The sequence below is a fragment of the Lelliottia sp. AC1 genome, from assembly GCF_023278595.1.
Lineage (GTDB): Bacteria > Pseudomonadota > Gammaproteobacteria > Enterobacterales > Enterobacteriaceae > Enterobacter > Enterobacter nimipressuralis.
This window is the reverse complement of record NZ_CP025699.1, coordinates 1,658,440-1,682,798: the sequence shown is the minus strand read 5'-3', so window position 1 is coordinate 1,682,798 and position 24,359 is coordinate 1,658,440. Positions and strand designations below refer to the sequence as shown.

Below are 24,359 nucleotides of genomic sequence, written 5' to 3'. Positions count from 1 at the left end.
CAGCAGGAGAAAAACATGAAACAGGTTACTGGCGTCTATACCGCACCGCGTCCCCACTGGGTGGGCGACGGTTTCCCGGTACGCTCAATGTTCTCTTACCAGACTCACGGCGAAGCCCTCAGCCCTTTCCTGCTGCTGGACTATGCAGGCCCGCACGTCTTCCCCGGCGACGGCGTGAAACGCGGTGTGGGTGAGCATCCCCATCGCGGCTTTGAAACGGTGACCATTGTCTATTCCGGCGACGTAGAGCATCGCGATTCAACCGGTAAAGGTGGCGTGATTGGTCCGGGCGATGTGCAATGGATGACCGCCGGTGCGGGCATTTTGCATGAAGAGTTTCACGCCGATGCCTTCTCGCGCCAGGGCGGTGAGCTGAAGATGATGCAGCTGTGGGTCAACCTTCCGGCGAAGCACAAAATGGCCACACCGGGCTACCAGAGCATCACCAAAGCGGCGATCCCGGTCGTGGCGCTGCCCGATAACAGCGGCGAGCTGCGGGTGATTGCCGGTCAGTATGGCGATACACAAGGCCCGGCGCGCACCTTCTCGCCCCTCAACGTATGGGACATTGCCTTGCATCAGGGCGGTCATCTGAGCCTGAACCAGCCGGATGGCTGGAGCACGGCGCTGGTGGTGGTCGAAGGCAGCATCACAGTGAATGGCACCACCGAAGCCGGTGAAGCCCAGCTGGTGGTGCTGAGCCAGAGCGGGGATAAACTGCACCTTGAGGCCACCCGTGACGCAAAAGTGCTGCTGATGTCCGGCGAGCCGTTAAACGAGCCGATTGTCGGTTACGGTCCGTTCGTGATGAACACCAAAACCGAGATCGCAGAGGCGATCGGTGATTTTAATTCCGGTCGTTTTGGTCAGATGTGAGCGTAAACCGGCAGAGGTGATTATTGCTTAACCGAACAGCCACTCGGGCATAAAATTTGCTTGACCGTTTTAGCGCAACTCCCTATAGTAGCGCCCCGTTGCCCCCGAGAGGTCAGGCAGCGAAACAATACGGTGAGGTGTCCGAGTGGCTGAAGGAGCACGCCTGGAAAGTGTGTATACGGCAACGTATCGAGGGTTCGAACCCCTCTCTCACCGCCATATTTAGAGAAGAGCTCGCATGAAAATGCGGGCTTTTTTTTCGTCTGTCGTTTCGGTTCCCCAGAAAGCAAAGCCCGGTTTCCCGGGCTTTGTCATCAGCAGCAAATTCAGTCGTAGGCAAGCAGTGCGCGCTGGCACAGAACCGAGCGTACGCAATCATCTTTGTTGAAACGCACCACCCCAACCATGTCATCTTCCACAAAACGTGCCAGCGCATCGCTCAGGCCCGATTTGACACCCGACGGCAGGTCGCACTGGGTGATATCGCCGTTGACGATAACGGTCACGTTTTCCCCGAGGCGCGTTAAAAACATCTTCATTTGCGCTGCGGTCACGTTCTGAGCCTCGTCGAGAATGACGACCGCATTTTCAAATGTACGTCCGCGCATATAGGCGAACGGCGCGATTTCCACCTTACCAATCTCTGGTCGCAGGCAGTACTGCATAAAAGAAGCCCCCAGGCGTTTCACCAGCACGTCATAGACAGGCCGGAAATACGGGGCGAACTTCTCTGACATATCGCCGGGCAAGAAGCCGAGATCTTCATCGGCCTGCAATACCGGACGGGTGACGATAATTCTGTCCACATCCTTATGAATCAGAGCCTCCGCCGCCTTGGCAGCACTTATCCACGTTTTCCCGCATCCGGCTTCACCGGTTGCGAAGATCAGCTGTTTACTCTCGATAGCATTCAGGTAGTGCGCCTGAGCTTCATTGCGGGCGGCAATTGGGGAGTTATCACGGCTGTCTCGCGCCATGCCAATTGCTTCTACGCCGCCACTCATCTGCACAAGCGAGGTGACCGACTCTTCTTCACGCTGTTTATGACTACGTGAATCCCGTCTCAGCACACGTTTTGCTTCGCGACGAGCTTTGATCACTGCTTTTTGTCTTCCCATGGATAGCACCTTGAGTTGTTGGTATTCATCACACGCGCCGTTGGCAGCGCGATTATGCGCACGAACATCTGAGGTTTGGCTTCCTTGTAAGCCCTTGCTTGCCTTTTGGAATGACGATGCAAAACGGCTACGCGCACCGTTCTGCACGCCGGATAAGTTCTTTTGAGGTATTGGGGAGGAGAATTTTGTGGTGAAGAAATCGCTGCCGGAGTCAGAGCCTCCGCGCCGGGTGCTGCGGTTGTTATGTTTAACTTGTCCAGTACAGGACCCAACCATTCGCGATCTCCATAGTGAATCGTTATCACTGCCGGGAACTACCGCTGTCTTATATTAAGTACATCAGGATTTATCACAAATGCAACATCTTTTTTACCTTAACGCAACTTTTTTCAGGCTCGCCCTGCAGCTGAGTTCAGTCTCATACAGAAATATGACAGAAATATAACAGTGAGGGTCATAGGAAAAAATAATCTCCCCGCGCGGGTGGCGGGGAGAATAATCAGGCTTCGATCAGCCCTTGTGCGAGATACGCGGTGTTATCGCGCACGCCCGGCAGAGCAAAGAAATACCCGCCGCCGATAGGTTTTATGTACTCTTCCAGCGCCTCGCCGTTTAACCGCTTCTGCACGGTTAAAAAGCCCTTCTCCAGATCGTGCTGATAGCAGACAAACAGCAGGCCCATATCCAGCTGCCCTGAGTTGGTCACCCCCAGCGAATAGCTGTAACCGCGACGCATCATCAGGCTGGACTCGGTTTCCGGCGTTCGCGGGTTCGCCAGACGAATATGGCTGTCGAGCGCGATGGTATCGCCGTCCGGATCTTTTGCGTAATCCGGTACATCGTGTTCGTTTTTCATGCCCAGCGGCGCACCGCTCTGCTTGTCACGACCGAAAATGGTTTGCTGCTCTTTCAGCGGCGTGCGATCCCAGAACTCCACGTGGAACTGGATAATGCGCACCGCCTGATAAGTGCCGCCCACCGCCCACGCCGGTTCGCCCTGATCCGCCGTGGTCCAGACCACGTTTTTCATCAGCGCCGCATCTCGGCTGTCCGGGTTGGCCGTTCCGTCTTTAAAGCCGAGCAGGTTGACCGGCGTCTCTTTTCCCTGGCTGCGCGCTGCGTGATCGGAGATAAACCCTTCCCGCTTCCAGCGCACGCTGAGCAGATCCGGCGTGTGCTTGATGATATCGCGCAGGGCGTGGATCACCGTATCCTGGGTGTTGGCGCAGATCTGGATCAGCAGATCGCCATGACAGAGCGCGGCGTCGAGAGAATCATTTGGAAAACGCGTCATCTTTTGCAGCGTTTTCGGTTTCTGTTTCTCAAGCCCGTAGCGGGCGTCAAACAGCGACTCGCCAACGGAAACCGTGACCGTCAGATTATCCGGGGCGATAAACGGCCCCAGAATACCCGAATCCATCGGCGGCATCCGCGGGTTCGGCGTTTCCGGCGCCGGGCCGCCTGCCGTCAGAAACGCAATCCGCTTCGTCAGCAAACGGAACAGACGTTCCAGATCCGCTTTATCGCTCGCCAGCGAATCAAACGCCACCACCATCATCGCCGCCTGCTGTGGCGTCAGGATCCCGGCCTGATGTTCGCCGTAGAACGGCTGCGTCTCCATGCGTGCATTCGGGGAGAGGGTTCCCGGCGCGCTTTGCGGTTTGGCCGCATGCGCCACCGGGCACCCCCCCGCCAGAGCGAGCGCGCCGCCAAGCGCCCCCACCCCTTTTAACAATCGACGGCGCGACGGTTCTGCGACGTCGATTTCGTGATGTTTACTCATAATGCTTAGTCCAGACCCAGTACGCCACGCAGCTGTGCCAGATCTTCCGCCAGCGTCGTGATTGGCCCTTTCAGCGCATTCCGGTCGGCGTCCGTCAATTTGTCGTAAGTCTCATACCCGTCTTTGGTACGGTACTTCGCCAGAATGGTATTCACTTTCTTGAAGTTGGCATCCACTTTCGCCAGCAGTTCGCTGTTGTCTTTCTGCAGCTGCGGACGCAGCAGGTCTACAATTTTCTGCGCGCCGTCAACGTTCGCCTGGAAGTCCCACAGGTCGGTGTGGCTGTAACGATCTTCTTCGCCACTGATTTTGCTGGCCGCCACTTCTTCAATCAGGCCAGCCGCGCCGCCCACCACTTTTGACGGCGGGAAAGCCAGCTCGCTAATGCGTTTTTGCAGATCCAGCACGTCGGTATTCAACTGCTCCGCGTACTTCTCCATCCCTTTGGTGGAGTTGTCGCCAAACAGCGCTTTCTCCAGACGGTGGAAGCCGGTGAATTTCGGATCGGCGGCTTTCTGCTCGTAATCATCTTCACGGGCGTCGATGCTGCCGTCGAGGTCAGAGAACAGCTCGGCAATCGGTTCGATACGCTCGTAGTGCTGGCGCGTTGGCGCGTACAGAGATTTGGCTTTCTCGATATCACCCGCTTTTACCGCGTCGGTAAAGGCTTTGGTACCGGCAACCAGGTCTGCGGTCTCTTTGGTCACGTAGGCTTTATAGGCGGTGATCGCCTCGCCCAGACTCAGCAGTGCTTCGCCTTTCGCCGCATCCGCCGTGGCTTCGCCTTTGACGATCAGCTTGCCTTTCGGGTTGGTCAGCAGGCCGCAGGTCATGTCATATTCGCCCGGCTGCAGGTTAGCCGTCATTTTCTGGGTAAAGCCTGGCGCGATGTTTTCACGCTCTTCCACCACCATCACGCCTTTGAGGATTTCCCACTCCAGCGCCTTCTGGCTATGGTTCTGAATGATAAACTGGGTTTTACCGCTGTTGACCGTGATGGTCATCGGCTCACACTGTTTATCGTTCACGGTGACTTTCACCTGTGGAACATCTGCCGCGCCCGCTGAGAATGCATACGCAAACAGCGCTGCCACACCTGCCTGTAATGCAGTACGTCGAAATTGAATTGCCATGACCCTTCCCTTTCTAAAAGTATGTATAAACAACACGAAGCACTTCAGGGCGCAGTACGCGACGGCTGAGTACTGGGGCGTGATGGCATAAAGAACAGCACCAGCGCCGGAATGAGATAGATGAAATACATCGCCACTTCGCTGACGCTCGGCGTTTCCTGATAGCCGAAGATGCCCTCGAGCAGGGTGCCGGTCAGAGAGTGGGTGGAGAGCGTATTACTGAAATCGAACGCAACGTCCTGGAAGTGGTTCCACAGGCCCGCCTCGTGGAAGGCGCGAATCGCCCCTGCCGCCAGCCCGGCGGCGACCAGCAGAATGAACAGGCTGGTCCATTTGAAGAACGCGCCAAGGTTCAGGCGAATGCCGCCCCAGTAGAGCATGAATCCCAGCACAATCGCGGTGGCGAGACCCAGCATCGCGCCGAGCGGCGGCCAGATCCCTACGTCCTGCTGGAACGCCGCCAGCAGGAAGAAGACTGACTCCAGCCCTTCGCGGGCGACGGCGAAAAAGACCATCCCAATCAGCGCCCAGCCGTGGTGGTTGCCCTTTTGCAGCGCGTGATCGACCGCCTGCTCCAGCTGCACTTTGACGTTACGCGAGACTTTGCGCATCCAGAACACCATCCAGGTGAGGATCACCACGGCAATCACCGCCACTATTCCTTCGAACAGCTCCTGCTCTTTTTGCGGGAATTCACCGGTGGTTTCGTTAATCAGGATCCCGAGACCTAAACAGAGTGCGGCGGCGAGAATAACGCCAATCCACATCACACCAATCCAACGGCCGCGCTGGGTGCGCTTCAGGTAGCTGGCAATCAGACTGACAATTAAGGCCGCTTCAAGCCCTTCACGTAACATAATGAGAAATGGAACAAACATGCCGACACCTTAAATGTTTATCGCGGTCAACTGGTGCAAAGAAAGGTAAATAACTGTGATAGTGATTATCATTACGGCAGAAAGAAAAACAAGCGAATTGTGTCAGGTTTTGATGACCAGTTGTAAATCCATCGCCGGTTAATAGTTACGATCGTTACCGTTATGTATATAACTTATAACGTAAATGCCCATTTACGGTTCCCGTGCCCTATGGCTAAATAAGCGCTTCGTTTACCTGCTGAAAATTCAAAATGTATAACTTTGTTCATTTCCTGCTGGCGCTGGTCATTATTCTTGCGCTCGCCTGGCTGGTGAGTTTCGACCGCCGAAAAATTCGTATTCGTTATGTTTTACAGCTTATTGTGATTGAAATTGCGCTGGCGTTCTTTTTCCTGCACGCCGAAAGCGGTCTCTTCGTGATTAAATATGTCTCCGGTTTCTTTGAATCCCTGCTGAAATTTGCCGCGGAGGGCACCAATTTTGTCTTTGGCGGAATGGGTGAAAAAGGGCTGGCGTTCATTTTCCTTGGCGTGTTGTGTCCGATTATCTTTATTTCTGCCCTGATCGGTATTCTCCAGCACTGGCGTATTCTGCCGATTTTTATTCGTCTGATCGGCACCCTGCTGTCAAAACTGAATGGCATGGGCAAGCTGGAATCCTTTAACGCCGTCAGCTCATTGATTCTCGGCCAGTCGGAAAACTTCATTGCTTACAAAGGGGTGCTCGGCGATCTCTCGTCTCGTCGTCTGTTCACCATGGCGGCAACGGCGATGTCCACCGTTTCCCTGTCGATCGTCGGCGCTTATATGACCATGCTCGATGCGAAATTCGTGGTCGCGGCGCTGATCCTCAATATGTTCAGCACCTTTATTATTCTGTCGGTCATTAACCCGGCAAGCCCGGAAGCCGAGCCGGAAATCAAACTGGAAAAACTGCACGAATCCCAGAGCTTCTTTGAGATGCTGGGCGAGTATATTCTGGCCGGTTTTAAAGTGGCGATGATTATTCTGGCGATGCTGATTGGCTTTATTGCCCTTATTAGCGCCGTCAACGCCCTTTTCTCCAGCCTGTTTGGAATGAGCTTCCAGCAGATCCTTGGCTATGTATTTTATCCGCTGGCGTGGCTAGTGGGCATTCCCCTGAGTGATGCGCTGAACGCGGGCAGTATTATGGCGACCAAACTGGTGGCGAATGAATTTGTGGCGATGATTGAGCTGCAAAAAATTGCCGGTCAAATGACACCGCGCGGGCTGGGCATTCTCTCTATCTTCCTGGTGTCGTTCGCCAACTTTGCCTCTATCGGCATCGTGGCCGGGGCGATCAAAGGGCTGAACGAGAAGCAAGGCAACGTGGTGTCTCGCTTTGGTCTGCGTCTGGTGTACGGCGCGACGCTGGTGAGCTTGCTGTCGGCAAGTTTTGCGGGGCTGGTGCTTTAACACCGTTTGTCGAACAGATGATATGCAGGCCGGGTCAGCGTTAGCGCCACCCGGCTTTTTCTTGCAATAATAACAATGAGGATAGCGAACAATGACCATCAAAACAGGGCTTATGGTTGCCGCACTTTTCATGCTGGCCGGCTGTAACGCCCCCTCGCATACGGCTCCTGATGCCACCTGCAAAGTGGATAACCAGATGCAGCAAACCACGCTCTATTTCGGTCTGAATCGTCCGGCGGGTGCCGCCATCACCGGGCAGGAGTGGCAGCAGTTTGTCGATCAGGACGTGACGCCGCGTTTTCGCGATGGCTTAACGGTGTTTGATGCGCGCGGACAGTGGCTGGGCAATGACGGGAAAGTGGCGCGTGAGCCAAGCAAAGCGTTGATGCTGATCCACGGGAAAGATGCTCAGAGCGAGAGCAATATCGAAGCATTACGCGGGATCTACAAATCTCGGTTTGCGCAGGAGTCGGTGATGCGCGTTGATCAGCCGGTGTGCGTGCAGTTCTGACAGAAAAAAAGCCGGGCGGCGACGACGCCTTACCCGGCTTTGAACACCTGTTAACGCTTATTCAGGCTGTAACTTTACCGGCGGTGCCGTGTGGTAATGCGCATCCGCTTCGGCAAAACGTTCCTGCATAGCCGCCGACGGCGCTTTCCCCAGCAGGCTGAACACCACAATCCCGATGCTGCCAAAGATAAAGCCTGGAATGATTTCATACAGGCCCAGCCACGCGAACTGTTTCCAGACGATAACCGTCACCGCACCGATGATCATCCCCGCCAGCGCGCCGTTTCGGGTCATGCGTGACCAGAGTACAGAGAACAGCACCACCGGACCAAAGGCCGCACCGAAGCCCGCCCAGGCGTAGCTCACCAGGCCCAGCACGCGGTTTTCCGGGTTTGCGGCCAGCGCGATAGAGACCAGCGCCACCGCCAGCACCATAAAGCGTCCGACCCACACCAACTCTTTCTGGCTCGCGCCTTTACGCAGGAAGGCCTTGTACAGATCTTCTGTGATAGCGCTTGAGCAGACCAGCAGCTGACAGCTCAGGGTCGACATCACCGCCGCCAGAATCGCCGACAGTAAAATCCCGGCAATCCACGGGTTAAACAGAATCTGCGCCAGCTCGATAAACACGCGCTCGGCGTTCTGGTTCACCGCCCCCGCCTGCGCCGGGTTGTTATTGAAGTACGCAATGCCGAAGAAGCCGACCGCAACCGCACCCGCCAGGCACAGGATCATCCACGTCATACTGATACGACGCGCATGCACGATGCTGTGGTGAGAATCCGCCGCCATGAAACGCGCCAGAATGTGCGGCTGGCCGAAGTAGCCCAGGCCCCAGCCCATCAGTGAGATGATGGCCACGAAGTTCAGCCCTTTGAGCATATCGATGTTTTCAATGCTCTTTTGCTTGATCACTTCCAGCGAATCGCCAAACCCGCCGACGGTAATAATCACAATCACCGGGGTGAGGATCAGGGCGAAAATCATCAGGCTCGCCTGCACGGTATCCGTCCAGCTGACGGCCAGGAAGCCACCGACGAAGGTGTAAAGGATGGTGGCTGCAGCACCGGCCCAGAGTGCGGTTTCATAGCTCATGCCGAAAGTGCTTTCGAACAGACGAGCCCCGGCGACAATCCCGGACGCACAGTAAATGGTGAAGAACAGCAGGATCACCAGCGCGGAGATAATACGCAGTACGCGGCTTTTATCTTCGAAACGGCTGGTGAAATAGTCCGGAAGCGTCAGCGCGTTGTTGTTCACTTCGGTGTGAACACGCAAACGACCGGCCACCAGTTTCCAGTTAATCCATGCCCCGATACACAGGCCGATGGCAATCCAGCTTTCAGAAATCCCGGAGATGAAAATCGCGCCCGGTAACCCCATCAGCAGCCAGCCGCTCATGTCGGATGCGCCCGCTGACAGCGCGGTCACGAAGGGCCCTAAACTACGCCCACCTAAAATATAGTCGTCAAAGTTTTTGGTCGAACGCCATGCAATAAACCCTATCAGGATCATGCCAAAAATATAAACGAGAAATGTCACCAGCATCGGTGTGCTAATAGCCATTTAAAATCTCCAAAAATATCGAGCGACAGCCGTCCGGGCTGCCTTATTATTCGATTATCGGAACGTGATAATCATGAGTGTATTTCGGTTGGGCGCGCGTATCCTGCCGTAAGCGCTCCACATGCACAAATGATTTAACACTGCATTTACATCAAATTCATCCCTGGATTTATAGGTCTTTCGTATAGGTTGCACTCGCTCACGCTTTTACGGGTTGCACCTTTTAAAAGTGTTAAGTGCCGCATAAAAACGGGCTTCACACGCAGAATCTCATCGTATTTACCAGCTTACTTATCGTTAACAATCCATTCATTTTTCAGCTTGCAGTCCAGGTCACATTTAACACGGTTGCACAAAGTTGCAACATGGTGGATATTTCACGCTAACGAACGAACATCACTAAAGATCAACAGGAGTTACTGGCATGGGCATGACCACCATGGGGGTTAAGCTGGATGACGCGACCCGCGAACGGATTAAGAGCGCTGCAACCCGCATTGACCGCACGCCACACTGGCTGATTAAACAGGCCATTTTTAATTATCTGGAACGTCTGGAAAACGAAGACGACTTACCGGAACTGCCTGCCCTGCTGGCGGGTGCCGCCAACGAAAGCGAAGACGCCGCCGCCATCGCCGAAGAGAACCACCAGCCGTTCCTCGACTTTGCCGAGCAGATCCTGCCGCAGTCCGTGAGCCGCGCCGCGATCACCGCCGCGTATCGTCGCGCCGAAACCGACGCCGTGCCGATGCTGCTGGAGCAGGCCCGTCTGCCGGAGCCGATTGCGTCCCAGGCGCACAGCCTGGCGTATCAGCTCGCCGACAAACTGCGTAATCAGAAATCCGCCAGTGGTCGCGCCGGTATGGTGCAGGGGCTACTGCAGGAGTTCTCCCTCTCCTCGCTGGAAGGCGTGGCGCTGATGTGCCTCGCGGAAGCGCTGCTGCGTATTCCGGACAAAGCCACGCGCGATGCATTAATCCGCGACAAAATCAGCAACGGTAACTGGCACTCGCACATTGGCCGCAGCCCATCGCTGTTCGTCAACGCTGCCACCTGGGGCCTGCTGTTTACCGGCAAACTGGTCTCCACCCATAACGAAGCCAACCTTTCCCGCTCCCTGAACCGCATTATCGGTAAGAGCGGCGAACCGCTGATCCGCAAAGGCGTGGACATGGCGATGCGTCTGATGGGCGAGCAGTTCGTCACCGGTGAAACCATCTCCGAAGCGCTGGCCAACGCCCGCAAGCTGGAGGATAAAGGCTTCCGCTACTCTTACGACATGCTCGGTGAAGCGGCCCTGACCGCCGCCGATGCGCAGGCTTATATGGTCTCGTACCAGCAGGCGATCCACGCGATTGGTAAAGCCTCGAACGGTCGCGGCATTTACGAAGGGCCGGGGATTTCCATCAAGCTCTCCGCCCTGCACCCACGCTACAGCCGCGCTCAGTACGATCGCGTAATGGATGAACTCTACCCGCGCCTGAAATCCCTGACCCTGCTGGCGCGCCAGTACGATATCGGGATTAACATCGATGCCGAAGAGGCCGACCGCCTGGAGATCTCCCTCGATCTGCTGGAAAAACTGTGCTTCGAGCCAGAGCTGGCGGGCTGGAACGGTATCGGCTTCGTCATTCAGGCCTATCAGAAACGCTGTCCGTTTGTGATTGATTATCTGATTGACCTCGCTTCCCGCAGCCGCCGTCGCCTGATGATCCGTCTGGTGAAAGGCGCGTACTGGGACAGCGAAATCAAGCGTGCGCAGATGGAGGGGCTGGAAGGCTATCCGGTCTACACCCGTAAGGTCTATACCGACGTTTCTTACCTCGCCTGTGCGAAAAAACTGCTTAACGTGCCGAACCTGATTTACCCGCAGTTCGCCACCCACAACGCCCATACGCTGGCGGCGATCTACAGCCTGGCCGGGCAAAACTACTATCCGGGCCAGTACGAGTTCCAGTGCCTGCACGGCATGGGTGAACCGCTGTACGAACAGGTCACCGGTAAAGTGGCAGAAGGCAAACTGAACCGACCGTGCCGTATCTATGCTCCGGTTGGCACACACGAAACGCTGCTTGCCTATCTGGTGCGTCGTCTGCTGGAAAACGGCGCGAACACCTCCTTCGTCAACCGTATTGCCGATACCACGCTGCCGCTCGATGAACTGGTTGCCGATCCGGTGCAGGCCGTGGAAAAAATGGCAGCGCAGGAGGGCCAGCTCGGCCTGCCGCATCCGAAAATTGCCCTGCCGCGTGAACTGTACGGCAGCGATCGCACCAACTCAGCGGGTCTGGATCTGGCAAACGAACACCGTCTGGCCTCCCTCTCCTCCGCCCTGCTCAACAGCGCCCTGCAGAAATGGCAGGCGAAGCCGATTCTTGAACAGCCCGTTGACGCAGGCGACATGCAGCCGGTGATCAACCCGGCCGAACCGAAAGATATTGTCGGTTTTGCCCGCGAAGCCACCGCCCAGGAAGTCGAGCTGGCGCTGGAAAACGCCGTCAACAATGCACCAATCTGGTTCGCAACGCCGCCGCAGGAGCGTGCCGCGATCCTCGAACGCGCCGCCGTGCTGATGGAAGACCAGATGCAACAGCTGATTGGCATCCTGGTGCGCGAAGCCGGGAAAACCTTCAGCAACGCCATCGCCGAAGTGCGCGAAGCGGTCGACTTCCTGCACTACTACGCCGGTCAGGTACGCAACGATTTCGATAATGAAACTCACCGCCCTCTGGGTCCGGTGGTCTGTATCAGCCCGTGGAACTTCCCGCTGGCGATCTTTACCGGCCAGATTGCTGCCGCGCTTGCCGCCGGTAACAGCGTGCTGGCGAAACCCGCTGAACAGACGCCGCTAATTGCCGCTCAGGGTATTCAGATCTTGCTCGAAGCCGGTGTTCCGGCAGGCGTGGTACAGCTTCTGCCGGGTCGCGGTGAAACCGTCGGCGCTCAGCTGACCTCTGACAACCGCGTGCGTGGTGTGATGTTTACCGGTTCCACGGAAGTGGCAACGCTGCTGCAACGCAACATCGCCACCCGTCTCGATCCGCAGGGGCGTCCGACGCCACTGATCGCCGAAACAGGCGGGATGAACGCGATGATCGTCGACTCCTCCGCCCTGACCGAGCAGGTGGTGGTGGACGTGCTGGCCTCGGCCTTTGATAGCGCCGGTCAACGTTGCTCCGCCCTGCGCGTGCTATGCCTGCAGGATGATATCGCCGACCACACGCTGAAAATGCTGCGCGGTGCGATGGCAGAATGCCGGATGGGTAACCCAGGCCGACTGACCACTGACATTGGCCCGGTGATTGACGCCGAAGCCAAAGCCAATATCGAACAGCACATTCAGGCGATGCGTGCCAAAGGCCGTCCGGTCTTCCAGGCGGTTCGCGAGAACAGCGAAGACGCACGCGAATGGAACACCGGAACCTTTATTGCGCCGACGCTGATTGAGCTTTCCAGCTTTGACGAGCTGAAAAAAGAGGTCTTCGGCCCGGTGCTGCACGTGGTGCGCTACAGCCGCAACAACCTCGAGGCGCTGGTCGATCAGATTAACGCCTCCGGCTACGGTCTGACCCTCGGCGTGCATACCCGTATCGACGAAACCATCGCTCAGGTGACGGGCAGCGCGAAAGTCGGCAACCTCTACGTCAACCGCAACATGGTGGGCGCGGTGGTCGGCGTGCAGCCGTTCGGCGGCGAAGGCTTGTCCGGCACCGGTCCGAAAGCCGGTGGCCCGCTCTACCTGTATCGTCTGCTGGCGAACCGTCCGGAGAACGCCCTCGGCGTGACCCTGGCGCGTCAGGATGCGGAACGTCCGGTGGATGCGCAGCTGAAAACGCTGCTGACTCAGCCGCTGGAGGCGCTGACCAAATGGGCGGAAAAACGCCCGGAACTGCACGCCCTGTGCCAGCAGTATGGCGAACAGGCGCAGGCCGGTACTCAGCGTCTGCTCCCCGGCCCAACCGGTGAGCGCAACACCTGGACGCTGATGCCGCGCGAGCGCGTGCTGTGCATCGCCGACAACGAACAGGACGCGCTGGTCCAGCTGGCTGCCGCTGCGGCAACGGGCTGTGAAGTGCTGTGGCCGGAGGACGGTCTGCACCGCGATCTCGCTAAACAGCTGCCGAAAGAGGTGTCTGCGCGCATCACCTTCGCGAAACCGGACGTGATCACCACACAGGCCTTCGACGCCGTGATTTACCACGGCGATTCCGATCAGCTGCGTGAGCTGTGCGAGCAAGTAGCGGCGCGCGACGGCGCGATTGTGTCAGTGCAGGGCTTCGCACGCGGTGAAACCAATTTGCTGCTGGAGCGTCTGTACGTTGAGCACTCTCTTAGCGTCAACACGGCGGCCGCAGGCGGTAACGCCAGCCTGATGACAATCGGCTAATCGTATAGCTACAATGAACCCGTAGGCCGGATAAGCGTAGCGCGTCCGGCTTTTTTATACGGAGGGTAAAATGAAACGAGTATTGATTGCCGGCGCGGTATTGCTCTTCAGCGCTAATGCGCTGGCGGATGAGTGTGCCAGTGCGACCACCCAGACCGATCTGAACACCTGCACTGCCCAGCAATATCAGGCGGCAGATAAAAAACTGAATCAGACGTACCAGGCCGTGATGAAGCGTGCTGCCGCGCCCCAGCGTGATTTACTGAAAAAGGCCCAGCTGGCGTGGATTGGACTGCGTGATGCCGACTGTGCCTTTGCCGGTTCCGGCACCGAAGGCGGCAGCATCCAGCCAATGATCATTAATCAGTGCATGACGGAAAAAACCGTCGAGCGCGAGGCGTTTCTGGCCTCGCTGATGCAGTGCGAAGAAGGCGATTTAAGCTGCCCGCTGCCGCCAGGCAATTAACGCAGGCGAATCCCTTCAATAATCAGACGCTGCACGTTATCCACCGCACTCTGGAAAAACGCTTCATCCTGGAGCGTTTTTCCGGTCACGGCTTCAACCTGACTGGCAAAGTCAGCGTAGTGTTGGGTCGAGGCCCAAATCATGAAAATCAGGTGCTGCGGATCGATTGGCGCCAGCTTTCCGCTCGCCACCCAACCCGCAATGATGGCCGATTTGTCGTCGATCAGCTGCTTTAAATCCCCCGTCAGTTCCGCCTGCAACAGCGGCGCACCTTGCAGCATCTCCATGCAGAACAGCTTCGACGCCTGCGGATGGTCGCGGGAGACCTCCAGCTTGAGGCGAATGTACTCTTTGATCGCCACCAGCGGCGTCAGTTCTTCGCGAAACGCTTTCAGCGGCGCCAGCCAGATATCGAGAATTTGCTGGAGAACGGCGACATAGAGCGCTTCTTTCGACGGGTAGTAGTAGAGCAGATTGGTTTTCGACACGCCGGACAGCTCCGCCACCTGCTCCAGACGCGTGCCATGAATGCCGAACCGGGAAAAGGTCTCCAGTGCGGCTTTCAGAATGGCCTGCTTCTTGGCGCTCACCGCCCGCGAACGTTTACCTGCTGTTTGCACTGCGCCTTGTGTCATGCCTGCTCTCCTTGTTGATGTGCGTTCAGCATAGCAAAACCCCTCGCTTCTCACGACATTCTGCACCTCAATCGCGCATAACTGCCTGATTTGTGTGCATCGCTTTTGACCAGTTAGTCCACTTTTACCGGCATCTTTTTAACAACCATCAGTTAACACACTAATAACAAAGCCATTTTCAAAACTGGCATTCCCTTTGCAAAACCACCATCACGAGGCTGAACAGGAAATGCAGGATGCAGCGCCACGTCTGACTTTCACCCCACACTGAGTTGAAGAGAGGTTCGTGATGAAAATTGGCGTATTCGTCCCTATCGGCAATAACGGCTGGCTAATCTCCTCCCACGCGCCGCAGTACATGCCGACCTTCGAGCTGAACAAAGCCATTGTGCAAAAGGCGGAGCATTACCATTTCGATTTTGCTCTCTCGATGATCAAGCTGCGCGGTTTCGGCGGTAAAACCGAATTCTGGGATCACAATCTGGAGTCCTTCACCCTGATGGCGGGTCTGGCGGCGGTAACCTCGCGCATTCAGATTTATGCAACGGCCGCCACTCTCACCCTGCCCCCGGCGATTGTGGCGCGTATGGCGTCGACCATTGACTCTATCTCCGGCGGTCGTTTCGGCGTGAATCTGGTGACCGGCTGGCAAAAACCGGAATACGAGCAGATGGGGCTGTGGCCGGGCGATGAGTATTTCTCGCGCCGCTATGACTATCTCACCGAGTACGTGCAGGTACTGCGCGATCTGTGGGGCACCGGCAAGAGCGATTTCAAGGGCGATTACTTCACCATGAACGACTGCCGCGTCAGCCCGCAGCCCTCCACGCCGATGAAAGTGATCTGCGCCGGACAAAGCGACGCAGGCATGGCGTTCTCGGCGCAGCACGCAGATTTCAACTTCTGCTTCGGCAAAGGCGTCAACACCCCGGCCGCTTTCGCACCGACTGCAGCGCGGATGAAAGAAGCGGCGGAAGTGACCGGGCGCGAGGTCGGTTCTTATGTGCTGTTTATGGTGATCGCCGACGAAACCGACGAGGCCGCGCGAGCGAAATGGGAGCACTACAAAGCCGGAGCCGATGAAGAAGCCCTGAGCTGGTTGACGGAACAGAGCCAGAAAGACACGCGTTCCGGGTCGGACACCAACGTGCGCCAGATGGCAGACCCGACCTCCGCGGTCAACATCAACATGGGCACGCTGGTCGGCTCTTACGCCAATGTGGCGCGAATGCTCGATGAAGTTGCCAGCGTGCCCGGTGCCGAAGGCGTGTTGCTGACCTTTGACGATTTCCTTACCGGCGTGGAAACCTTTGGCGAGCGCATTCAGCCGCTAATGCATTGCCGCGCACATATTCCCGCCGTCACCAGGGAGGTCGCGTAATGACGACGTTACACGCTCGCCCGGAAGCCATCACCTTTGCGCCTGAGCAGAGCGCGCTGATCGTGGTGGATATGCAAAACGCCTACGCAAGCCAGGGCGGTTATCTGGATCTGGCCGGATTTGACGTCTCGGCCACCCGCCCGGTGATCGACAATATCAACACCGCCGTTGCCGCCGCCCGCGCGGCGGGCATGTTGATTATCTGGTTCCAGAACGGCTGGGACGATCAGTACGTGGAAGCCGGTGGCCCCGGCTCGCCTAACTTCCACAAATCCAACGCGCTGAAAACCATGCGCAAGCAGCCGGAGCTGCAGGGCAAACTGCTGGCAAAAGGTGGCTGGGATTACCAGCTGGTGGATGAGCTGGTGCCGCAGCCCGGCGATATCGTGCTGCCCAAACCGCGTTACAGCGGCTTTTTCAACACCCCGCTCGACAGCCTGCTGCGCAGTCGAGGCATTCGCCATCTGATCTTTACCGGGATCGCCACCAACGTCTGCGTGGAATCGACCCTGCGCGACGGCTTTTTCCTGGAGTATTTCGGCGTGGTGCTGGCAGACGCAACGCACCAGGCCGGGCCGGAGTTCGCGCAGCAGGCCGCCCTGTTCAATATCGAAACCTTTTTTGGCTGGGTCAGCACCGTCGCCGAGTTTTGCGATGCCGTCTCCCCGCCATCGTTAGCCCGTATCGCCTGAGGAGCCACACTATGCCGAAATCCGTGATCATTCCCGCAGGCACCAGCACGCCGATTGCGCCCTTTGTACCCGGCACGCTCGCCGACGGCGTGGTGTATGTCTCCGGCACGCTGCCGTTTGATAAGCACAACAACGTGGTTTATCCCGACGACCCAAAGGCGCAAACCCGCCACGTTCTCGAGACCATCAGGAGCGTTATCGAAACGGCGGGTGGAACGATGGAGGACGTGACCTTCAACAGCATTTTTATCACCGACTGGAAAAACTACGCCGCGATTAACGAAATCTACGCCGAGTTTTTCCCCGGCGACAAACCGGCACGATTCTGCATCCAGTGCGGACTGGTAAAGCCCGAGGCGCTGGTCGAAATCGCCACCGTTGCGCATATCGGAAAATGAGGTTGCCATGAAAATATCCGTTTCTCCGCCTCCGTACACCGGTGCGCCGGTGGTGGTTCTCATTGCCGGGCTGGGCGGCGCGGGTGGCTACTGGCTGCCGCAGCTGGCAGTGCTGGAGCATGAGTATCAGGTGGTGTGCTACGACCAGCGTGGGACCGGGAATAATTCCGAGGCGTTGCCTGAGGGCTATTCTCTCGCGCAGATGGCGCAGGAGCTTTATCTGGCGCTGGCAGAGGCAGGCATTCCGCGCTTTTGCGTGGTAGGCCACGCGCTGGGGGCGCTGGTCGGCCTGCAGTTAGCTCTCGATCACCCTGAGGCGCTCACCGCGCTGGTGTCCATCAACGGCTGGCTAACGTTAAACGCCCATACCCGCCGCTGCTTTCAGATCCGCGAGCGTCTGCTGCATGCGGGCGGCGCGCAGGCCTGGGTGGAGGCGCAGCCCCTGTTTCTCTACCCCGCAGACTGGATGGCGGCCCGTGGCCCGCGCATGGAGGCCGAAGAGGCGCTGGCGCTCGCCCATTTCCAGGGGAAAGCGAATCTGCTGCGTCGGCTTAAGGCCCTGAAACAGGCGGATTTTAGCCGGGATGCGGCGCGGATTCGTTGCCCGGTGCAGGTGATCTGCTCCGCAGACGATCTGCTGGTGCCCGCCGTCTGTTCGTCTGCGCTGCACGCCGCGCTGCCCCACAGTGAAAAAGTGGTGATGCGCCAGGGCGGACATGCCTGCAACGTCACCGATCCCGATACGTTTAATACGCTGCTGCTGAACGGGCTTGCCAGCCTGCTGCATACGCGTGAAAAAGTGCTATAAGGAGCCGCCATGAGCGAAGCCATCAACCCGAGCGCGCTGAAAACCCTCTTTACCGACGCCCGAACGCACAACGGCTGGCAGGATATTCCGGTCAGCGATGAGACGCTGCGTGAGATTTACGACCTGATGAAATGGGGACCGACCTCCGCCAACTGTTCCCCTGCGCGGATCGTGTTTGTTCGCACGCCCGAAGGCAAAGAGAAACTGGCGCCGGCCCTCTCCAGCGGCAATCTGGCAAAAACCCTCGCCGCCCCCGTCACGGCGATCGTGGCCTGGGACAGCGAATTTTATGAGCGTTTACCTGAACTGTTCCCCCACGGCGATGCCCGCAGCTGGTTTACCACCAGCCCGGAACTCGCCCAGGAGACGGCGTTTCGCAACAGCTCCCTGCAGGCGGCCTATCTGATTTTCGCCTGTCGCGCTCTGGGGCTGGATACCGGGCCAATGTCCGGCTTTGATCCGCAAAAAGTGGATGCAGCCTTTTTCACCGGCACCGGTCTGAAAAGCAATCTGCTGATCAATATCGGGTATGGCGATGCGAGCAAAGTCTATGCCCGACTGCCGCGTCTGACCTTTGAAGATGCCTGCGGGCTGGCGTAAGGAGCAAACATGAGCGTACCGAATCAACAAACCTTTCGCGACGCGATGGCCTGCGTCGGCGCGGCGGTGAATATCATTACCACCGATGGCCCTGCCGGACAGGCGGGATTTACCGCCAGCGCCGTGTGCAGCGTGACCGACTCACCGCCGACGCTGCTGGTGTGCCTGAATCGCGGCGCGTCCGTCTGGCCGACGTTTAGCGAAAACCGCACCTTGTGCGTCAATACCCTCTGCGCCGGACAAGAGCCGCTGTCTAACCTGTTCGGCGGGAAAACGCCGATGGCGGATCGCTTCGCGGCGGCAAACTGGCAGATCGGTGAAACGGGCTGCCCACGGCTGGAGGAGGCTCTGGCGTCGTTTGACTGCCGCATCAGCCAGGTGGTCAGCGTCGGTACCCACGACATTCTGTTTTGCGACATTGTCTCCATTACCCGCCACCCCGCGCCGCAGGGACTGGTGTGGTTTGATCGCGGCTATCACGCACTCCTGCGACCCGCCTGTTAACCCTCCTTAAGGAGACAGCTCATGGCCTTGTTCAGTTTTCCCCACTGGCAGTTAACCTCGACCTCCACTGAACGCGGCGTGGTCGCGCCGGATGAGAGGCTTCCCGTCCTACCCACCGTGGTGATGGGGGTTCAGCATGCGGTCGCCATGTTTGGCGCGACGGTGCTGATGCCCATTCTGATGGGGCTTGATCCGAATCTGTCGATCCTGATGTCGGGGATTGGCACGCTGCTGTTCTTTTTCATCACTGGCGGGCGCGTGCCGAGCTACCTTGGCTCAAGTGCCGCTTTTGTCGGTGTGGTGATCGCCGCCACGGGCTATAACGGCCAGGGTATCAACCCCAATCTCAGTATCGCCCTCGGCGGCATTATCGCCTGCGGGTTTATCTACACCCTGATTGGCCTGGTGGTGATGAAGGTCGGCACCCACTGGATCGAACGCCTGATGCCGCCGGTCGTGACCGGGGCGGTGGTGATGGCGATTGGCCTGAATCTCGCGCCTATCGCGGTGAAAAGCGTCTCTGGCTCGTCTTTTGATAGCTGGATGGCGGCGGTGACGGTGCTGTGCATTGGTCTGGTCGCGGTATTTACCCGAGGAATGATTCAGCGGCTGTTGATCCTGGTGGGGCTGATCGCGGCCTGCCTGGTGTATGCCCTGATGACCAGCGTGCTGGGGCTGGGTAAACCGGTCGATTTTACGCTGGTGCAAAACGCCGCCTGGTTTGGTCTGCCGCACCTCACCTCCCCCACCTTTAGCGGGCAAGCGATGATGCTTATCGCACCGGTCGCAGTGATTCTGGTAGCGGAAAACTTAGGCCATCTCAAAGCGGTCGCTGGAATGACCGGGCGCACCATGGACCCGTACATGGGGCGCGCGTTCGTGGGTGACGGGCTGGCCACGATGCTCTCTGGCGCCGTGGGCGGCAGCGGCGTGACGACATACGCGGAGAATATCGGCGTGATGGCGGTGACCAAGGTTTACTCCACGCTGGTGTTTGTCGCCGCGGCGGTGATTGCCCTGCTGCTGGGCTTTTCTCCGAAATTCGGGGCGCTGATCCACACCATTCCGGCGCCGGTGATTGGCGGAGCGTCGATTGTGGTGTTTGGTCTGATTGCCGTGGCAGGCGCTCGCATCTGGGTGCAGAACCGTGTAGATCTCAACCAGAACGGCAACCTGATTATGGTCGCCGTAACGCTGGTGCTCGGCGCAGGGGATTTCGCGCTGACGCTCGGCGGCTTTACTCTGGGCGGGATTGGGACGGCGACCTTTGGCGCAATTTTACTGAATGCGCTGCTGAGTCGGCACACGGCTGAAATTACTCAGGCTGAAGTGGTGCGTCAGGATTCCTGACAGAAGGTTTGTGCCGGGTAATGGCGCGTCGCCTTACCCGGCACAGGATAGCGCTGGCAGAGTGAATGGCCGCGCTTCAGGTGCAATACCGCGTTATTCGAGGGTCAGATCGGCCGCTTCTCGACGTCTCTTTTTTAGCTTTAACTCACTGACCAGCACACCCAGCACGATAAACGCCGCACCTAACAGCGCCAGCAGCGGCAAGCGTTCGCCCGCCAGACGGCCAAAAATACCGGCCCAGACCGGTTCACCGGTATAGATGACGGTTGCGCGCGTGGGCGAAACGCTGCGCTGCGCCCAGTTCATTGTCACCTGAATAATGGCGCTGAAAATCCCCAGACCGAGCGCCACAACCACCAGCCCGGTGGACATCGGCGGCACCGATTCGCCCGCAGGCACCATCGCGATAAAGGCCACTATTGAGGCCGTCGCCAGCTGCACGACGGTCACGCGTTTAACGTCGACCTTTCCGGCCCAGGCGCTGATCAGAATAATTTCCGCCGCGATCGCCACCGCGCCAATCAGCGTAATGATTTCACCCGGCCCCATCGCCAGCAGGTTGTCACCCGGTCCTGCAAGCAGGATCAGGCCAATAAACGCCAGCACAATACCCACGCAGGACATCAGCCCCGGCATTCTGCCCAGACACAGCCACTGCAGCAGCGGCACCAGCGGAACATACATCGCGGTAATAAACGCCGATTTGCTGCTGGGAATCGTCTGTAAACCCCAGGTTTGCAGGCTGTAGCCCATCGCGATAGCAACGCCAATCGCCACTCCAGCCTGTAGCTCTTTCAGGGTCAGACCGCGCAGGGTTTTCAGTGAAATCAGCGCCACCGCAATCGCCGCCGTGGCAAAACGCAGCCCGACGAAGAAAAAGGGGTCGCTGAGCGTTACCGCGTATTGCACCGCGAGGAACGTACCGCCCCAGAACATGGTGATCAGAATCAGGATCGCTTCCTGGGGTTTGATGGAAAAGGCGTAACGAGAGGAGGACATGAGCTACCTGCAACAAGAGTCAATCCGCTAGTGTGCGATGGCTTTGGTTACAGTTCAATGTCATGAAACGAAAAAACCGCCGGGAAACCCGGCGGCAGGGGGATATTTCAGGTTGGGTGACACTGAAATGGGGAGACGCTAACTCTTATTACTGCTCCCATGACTGTTTTTGCCCCCTTTTTTGCCAGCTTCAGATGCACGCTGCGGGTCATTCTTGAAGTTGCCCCCGCTCTGCTGGCCACCTTTACGACCTGCTTCTGATGCTCTGTCACGGTCTTCAGCGAAATTACCTGACCCACCACGATGGTTTGCCATCTCGAACCTCCAGAATATGAAACATTAGACATCATACTGCATTCAGTAAAAGAGGATTCTTTCACCTGACGACACAAGGTCAGTACCTTTGTCTGCGTCGCGTGAAACTAAGCTTAGTGGAATGAGCCGATCCGGCCAGTAAACGGTAATATTCTGCAACATGAAATCAGCCATTCGTGTGAGATCGCGAAAGCGAGACCAATAAGCTCCTCTTATCATTCAGGAAACACGATTTCTTAAAAATGTTTCATTTTGCTACAAGGAATCGTCTTAGATATCTTGTTATAAATCAAAGAAATGGCTTTCAGGTTTGCAGTCTGGCCGTGGCGTCTTATCTTTAAAAGAACGCAGCGATTCGCTGCCAGAAACCACAATCGAGGAGTGATGCAAGATGGCAAAAGTTCTGGTGCTCTATTATTCCATGTATGGACACATTGAAACCATGGCTCATGCGGTGGCGGAAGGCGCAAGTAAAGTGGATGGTGTTGAGGTCGTGGTGAAACGCGTACCGGAAACCATGAACGCCGAGGCGTTTCTAAAAGCGGGCGGTAAAACACAGAATGCGCCGCAGGCAACCCCGCAAGAGCTGGCCGACTATGACGCCATCATCTTTGGTACCCCAACGCGCTTTGGCAACATGTCCGGGCAGATGCGTACCTTCCTGGATCAGACCGGTGGGCTGTGGGCGTCAGGCGCACTGTACGGCAAACTGGCCAGCGTCTTTAGCTCAACCGGGACCGGCGGCGGCCAGGAGCAGACGATCACCTCCACCTGGACTACCCTTGCCCATCACGGGATGGTGATTGTGCCGATTGGCTACGGTGCGCAAGAATTGTTTGATGTTTCACAGGTGCGCGGCGGGACACCGTACGGGGCGACCACCATTGCTGGCGGCGACGGTTCGCGTCAGCCAAGCCAGGAAGAGCTGGCCATCGCCCGTTATCAGGGTGAGCACGTCGCGGGCCTCGCGAAAAAACTGAACGGTTAACCTCAACAGGAGGACAAGCATGCCAACTCAACAATCCAAAGCTCATCACGTCGGTGAGTGGGCAAGTTTACGCAATACCTCTCCAGAAATTGCCGAGGCGATCTTTGAAGTCGCGGAATATGACGAGAAGCTGGCGGAGAAAATCTGGGAGGACGGGAGCGATGAAGTGCTGGTCCGTGCCTTCGACAAAACAGACAAAGACTCGCTCTTCTGGGGCGAGCAAACCATCGAACGTAAAAACGTCTGACCGTTGCCCCCCGCCGAAGCGGGGGGTTTTTACTTATTTCGCCGCGTCGTTCATCAGCGTATTAAATTTATCAATCGGGCAGAAACCGTTGGTATCCACCGGACAGTCTTTCAGTTCGAGCGTCACACGCTGCGCCGGAGATTTCAGCGACAGCACATCGGCGTTTCGCAACTGCTCTGAGCTTTGATAGACATACTCAATTTTCATCAGGTCACGATTCGCACTCTTATCATGCCAGCGCTGGAAGACAATTTTCCCGCCAATCGGCGTGCGTTCGTGCTGGTCAGGCAGCTGATAAGGTTTGAAATCCAGCGCCGTCAGCAGCGATGCGATGTTGGAGTCATGCCCCACCAGCACGGTGATTTTCGGTGCTTTCGCCTGATCGGTGACCAGTGCCTTATCGATATATTTCACCAGCGGTTTGGCGACATTTCGCGCCACTTCCGTGGAGGTGAATAGAGAATCCTGATAGCCATTTTTCAGCTGTGACAGGACGCGCCACTGCTGGTCCGTCTTGATTTCGCCCCACGCCACCTGATCCAGCGGGAAACCTTCGTAATACTGCAGCGTAAAGGCATCCACCAGCGAGTTGCCCACTTTAAGTGGACCAGAGACGCTCGGCTCTTTTTGATAATCGGCGGTGAAGGTGTCTTTAGCCTCGGTCAGAGAGCACTCTTTTTTCTCTTTGCAGGACGGGGAATCCGTGTATTGGGTGATTTGTTCCAGCAGCTTGTAGCTCTCATCCAGTTTCATGCCCTGGCGCTCGGTCTCCATCGCTTTGACCGCTTTTTCGCGGAACTCCGGCGAATTATCGGTGATCACCGGGTTAAAGGTCGGGTCCATGGTGCCCATTTTTTCCTGATGATGCACCGGCACATCACAGCCAGGGAAAGCCCCGGTGATAAAGAACTGCGCGGTCGCGACGGTACGTTGCAGGCTGTTGGCATAGGTATAGACCGCGTCAGCCGGTGGGCATTCGCCAGTGGTCACCATCCCCTGCTCCGCCAGCCATTCACGCATGTAATGGCCCATATAGACTTCGAGCACGCCGCCTTTGGTGGTGAGCTGCCCGCCCGGCACCTCCCATTCCGGCCATTTGCCCGGCGTGGACTGCTCCAGCACGCTGCCGTTATTCGCCAGCGGCGCGCGCAGGTTGTGGCGGCTCATGATTAAAACCTGCTGCAACTGATAGCCTTCCGGGGCCGGTTGGGCCTGAACGCCAGAGGTCAGTGTTACGGTGCCAGCCACTGCAATAGCGAGTAGTGTTTTTCTCATCCCTTGTTCCTCA

General features: G+C 57.3%; 23 protein-coding genes and 1 tRNA gene. 15 read left to right on the top strand and 9 right to left on the bottom strand.

Going from position 1 to position 24,359, the window contains the following annotated elements; genetic code table 11:
- The first annotated feature begins 15 nt into the window (after positions 1-15).
- Positions 16-876, top strand: a complete 861-nt coding sequence (locus tag C0560_RS07790) for a pirin family protein (protein WP_100780640.1) — start codon at positions 16-18, stop codon at positions 874-876.
- A gap of 131 nt (positions 877-1,007) precedes the next feature.
- Positions 1,008-1,095: transfer RNA gene (locus C0560_RS07785), tRNA-Ser, on the top strand.
- A 107-nt stretch (positions 1,096-1,202) separates the two neighbouring features.
- Here the strand turns inward: C0560_RS07785 and phoH are convergent.
- From phoH to efeU, 4 genes are all read right to left on the bottom strand, one after another.
- The gene (gene phoH, locus C0560_RS07780; RefSeq protein WP_174348619.1) at positions 1,203-1,994 is read right to left on the bottom strand and encodes a phosphate starvation-inducible protein PhoH; all 792 of its coding nucleotides are present in this window, start codon (positions 1,992-1,994) and stop codon (positions 1,203-1,205) included.
- Positions 1,995-2,493: 499 nt separating this feature from the next.
- Entirely contained in the window at positions 2,494-3,777 is a 1,284-nt protein-coding gene (efeB, locus tag C0560_RS07775; protein ID WP_194513309.1) for an iron uptake transporter deferrochelatase/peroxidase subunit, read from the bottom strand.
- A 5-nt stretch (positions 3,778-3,782) separates the two neighbouring features.
- Positions 3,783-4,910 (bottom strand): iron uptake system protein EfeO, encoded by a 1,128-nt coding sequence (gene efeO, locus C0560_RS07770; protein WP_100780643.1) that lies wholly within the window; start codon positions 4,908-4,910, stop codon positions 3,783-3,785.
- 44 nt (positions 4,911-4,954) lie between these two features.
- Complete coding sequence (efeU, locus tag C0560_RS07765) at positions 4,955-5,788, bottom strand: iron uptake transporter permease EfeU (RefSeq protein ID WP_100780644.1); 834 nt, start codon at positions 5,786-5,788, stop codon at positions 4,955-4,957.
- A gap of 251 nt (positions 5,789-6,039) precedes the next feature.
- On the opposite strand from efeU, the gene C0560_RS07760 reads away from it, so the two are divergent.
- Both C0560_RS07760 and C0560_RS07755 read left to right on the top strand, forming a co-directional pair.
- Positions 6,040-7,224 carry a NupC/NupG family nucleoside CNT transporter gene (locus C0560_RS07760; RefSeq protein ID WP_100780645.1) on the top strand — a complete coding sequence of 395 codons (1,185 nt, stop codon included), beginning with the start codon at positions 6,040-6,042 and terminating at the stop codon, positions 7,222-7,224.
- A 91-nt stretch (positions 7,225-7,315) separates the two neighbouring features.
- A complete protein-coding gene (locus C0560_RS07755; protein WP_102105567.1) occupies positions 7,316-7,735 on the top strand; it encodes a DUF3574 domain-containing protein in 420 nt (139 codons plus the stop codon).
- A 57-nt stretch (positions 7,736-7,792) separates the two neighbouring features.
- On the opposite strand, the gene putP is transcribed toward C0560_RS07755, so the two are convergent.
- Positions 7,793-9,301 (bottom strand): sodium/proline symporter PutP, encoded by a 1,509-nt coding sequence (gene putP / locus C0560_RS07750; protein ID WP_100780647.1) that lies wholly within the window; start codon positions 9,299-9,301, stop codon positions 7,793-7,795.
- 424 nt (positions 9,302-9,725) lie between these two features.
- On the opposite strand from putP, the gene putA reads away from it, so the two are divergent.
- Positions 9,726-13,688, top strand: coding sequence for a trifunctional transcriptional regulator/proline dehydrogenase/L-glutamate gamma-semialdehyde dehydrogenase (gene putA / locus C0560_RS07745; RefSeq protein WP_248859947.1), 3,963 nt, complete (start codon positions 9,726-9,728; stop codon positions 13,686-13,688).
- A 70-nt stretch (positions 13,689-13,758) separates the two neighbouring features.
- Positions 13,759-14,154: a lysozyme inhibitor LprI family protein gene (locus C0560_RS07740; protein WP_248859946.1), complete on the top strand. Its 396-nt coding sequence runs from the start codon at positions 13,759-13,761 to the stop codon at positions 14,152-14,154.
- On the opposite strand, the gene rutR is transcribed toward C0560_RS07740, so the two are convergent.
- Positions 14,151-14,789, bottom strand: a complete 639-nt coding sequence (rutR, locus tag C0560_RS07735; protein ID WP_100780650.1) for an HTH-type transcriptional regulator RutR — start codon at positions 14,787-14,789, stop codon at positions 14,151-14,153. The two genes, C0560_RS07740 and rutR, sit on opposite strands and share 4 nt — an antisense overlap.
- 289 nt (positions 14,790-15,078) lie before the next feature.
- Between rutR and rutA the strand changes: the two genes are divergently transcribed.
- Genes rutA through rutG form a run of 7 tightly spaced genes read left to right on the top strand, consistent with a single transcriptional unit; the run spans position 15,079 to position 20,522 of the window.
- Entirely contained in the window at positions 15,079-16,170 is a 1,092-nt protein-coding gene (gene rutA / locus C0560_RS07730) for a pyrimidine utilization protein A (protein ID WP_123429127.1), read from the top strand.
- On the top strand, positions 16,170-16,862 hold the full coding sequence (gene rutB / locus C0560_RS07725) for a pyrimidine utilization protein B (protein ID WP_123429128.1): 693 nt from the start codon (positions 16,170-16,172) through the stop codon (positions 16,860-16,862). The genes rutA and rutB overlap by 1 nt, the downstream gene beginning before the upstream one ends.
- 11 nt (positions 16,863-16,873) lie before the next feature.
- Positions 16,874-17,260 (top strand): pyrimidine utilization protein C, encoded by a 387-nt coding sequence (gene rutC / locus C0560_RS07720; protein ID WP_100780653.1) that lies wholly within the window; start codon positions 16,874-16,876, stop codon positions 17,258-17,260.
- 7 nt (positions 17,261-17,267) lie between these two features.
- Complete coding sequence (rutD, locus tag C0560_RS07715) at positions 17,268-18,068, top strand: pyrimidine utilization protein D (protein ID WP_248859945.1); 801 nt, start codon at positions 17,268-17,270, stop codon at positions 18,066-18,068.
- A gap of 9 nt (positions 18,069-18,077) precedes the next feature.
- Positions 18,078-18,668 carry a malonic semialdehyde reductase gene (locus C0560_RS07710; protein ID WP_102105573.1) on the top strand — a complete coding sequence of 197 codons (591 nt, stop codon included), beginning with the start codon at positions 18,078-18,080 and terminating at the stop codon, positions 18,666-18,668.
- A gap of 9 nt (positions 18,669-18,677) precedes the next feature.
- The gene (gene rutF / locus C0560_RS07705) at positions 18,678-19,172 is read left to right on the top strand and encodes an NADH-dependent FMN reductase RutF (protein ID WP_248859944.1); all 495 of its coding nucleotides are present in this window, start codon (positions 18,678-18,680) and stop codon (positions 19,170-19,172) included.
- 21 nt (positions 19,173-19,193) lie between these two features.
- Positions 19,194-20,522: a pyrimidine utilization transport protein G gene (gene rutG, locus C0560_RS07700; protein WP_248859943.1), complete on the top strand. Its 1,329-nt coding sequence runs from the start codon at positions 19,194-19,196 to the stop codon at positions 20,520-20,522.
- 93 nt (positions 20,523-20,615) lie between these two features.
- Here the strand turns inward: rutG and C0560_RS07695 are convergent, their stop codons facing one another.
- Both C0560_RS07695 and C0560_RS07690 read right to left on the bottom strand, forming a co-directional pair.
- On the bottom strand, positions 20,616-21,521 hold the full coding sequence (locus C0560_RS07695; RefSeq protein ID WP_102105576.1) for a DMT family transporter: 906 nt from the start codon (positions 21,519-21,521) through the stop codon (positions 20,616-20,618).
- A 138-nt stretch (positions 21,522-21,659) separates the two neighbouring features.
- Positions 21,660-21,836 (bottom strand): general stress protein, encoded by a 177-nt coding sequence (locus C0560_RS07690; protein WP_100780659.1) that lies wholly within the window; start codon positions 21,834-21,836, stop codon positions 21,660-21,662.
- A 391-nt stretch (positions 21,837-22,227) separates the two neighbouring features.
- On the opposite strand from C0560_RS07690, the gene wrbA reads away from it, so the two are divergent.
- Positions 22,228-22,824: an NAD(P)H:quinone oxidoreductase gene (gene wrbA / locus C0560_RS07685; RefSeq protein ID WP_100780660.1), complete on the top strand. Its 597-nt coding sequence runs from the start codon at positions 22,228-22,230 to the stop codon at positions 22,822-22,824.
- A 19-nt stretch (positions 22,825-22,843) separates the two neighbouring features.
- A complete protein-coding gene (locus C0560_RS07680) occupies positions 22,844-23,071 on the top strand; it encodes a YccJ family protein (RefSeq protein ID WP_100780661.1) in 228 nt (75 codons plus the stop codon).
- 33 nt (positions 23,072-23,104) lie between these two features.
- Here the strand turns inward: C0560_RS07680 and agp are convergent, their stop codons facing one another.
- Entirely contained in the window at positions 23,105-24,346 is a 1,242-nt protein-coding gene (gene agp / locus C0560_RS07675; protein WP_248859942.1) for a bifunctional glucose-1-phosphatase/inositol phosphatase, read from the bottom strand.
- Between the last annotated feature and the right edge of the window lie 13 nt (positions 24,347-24,359).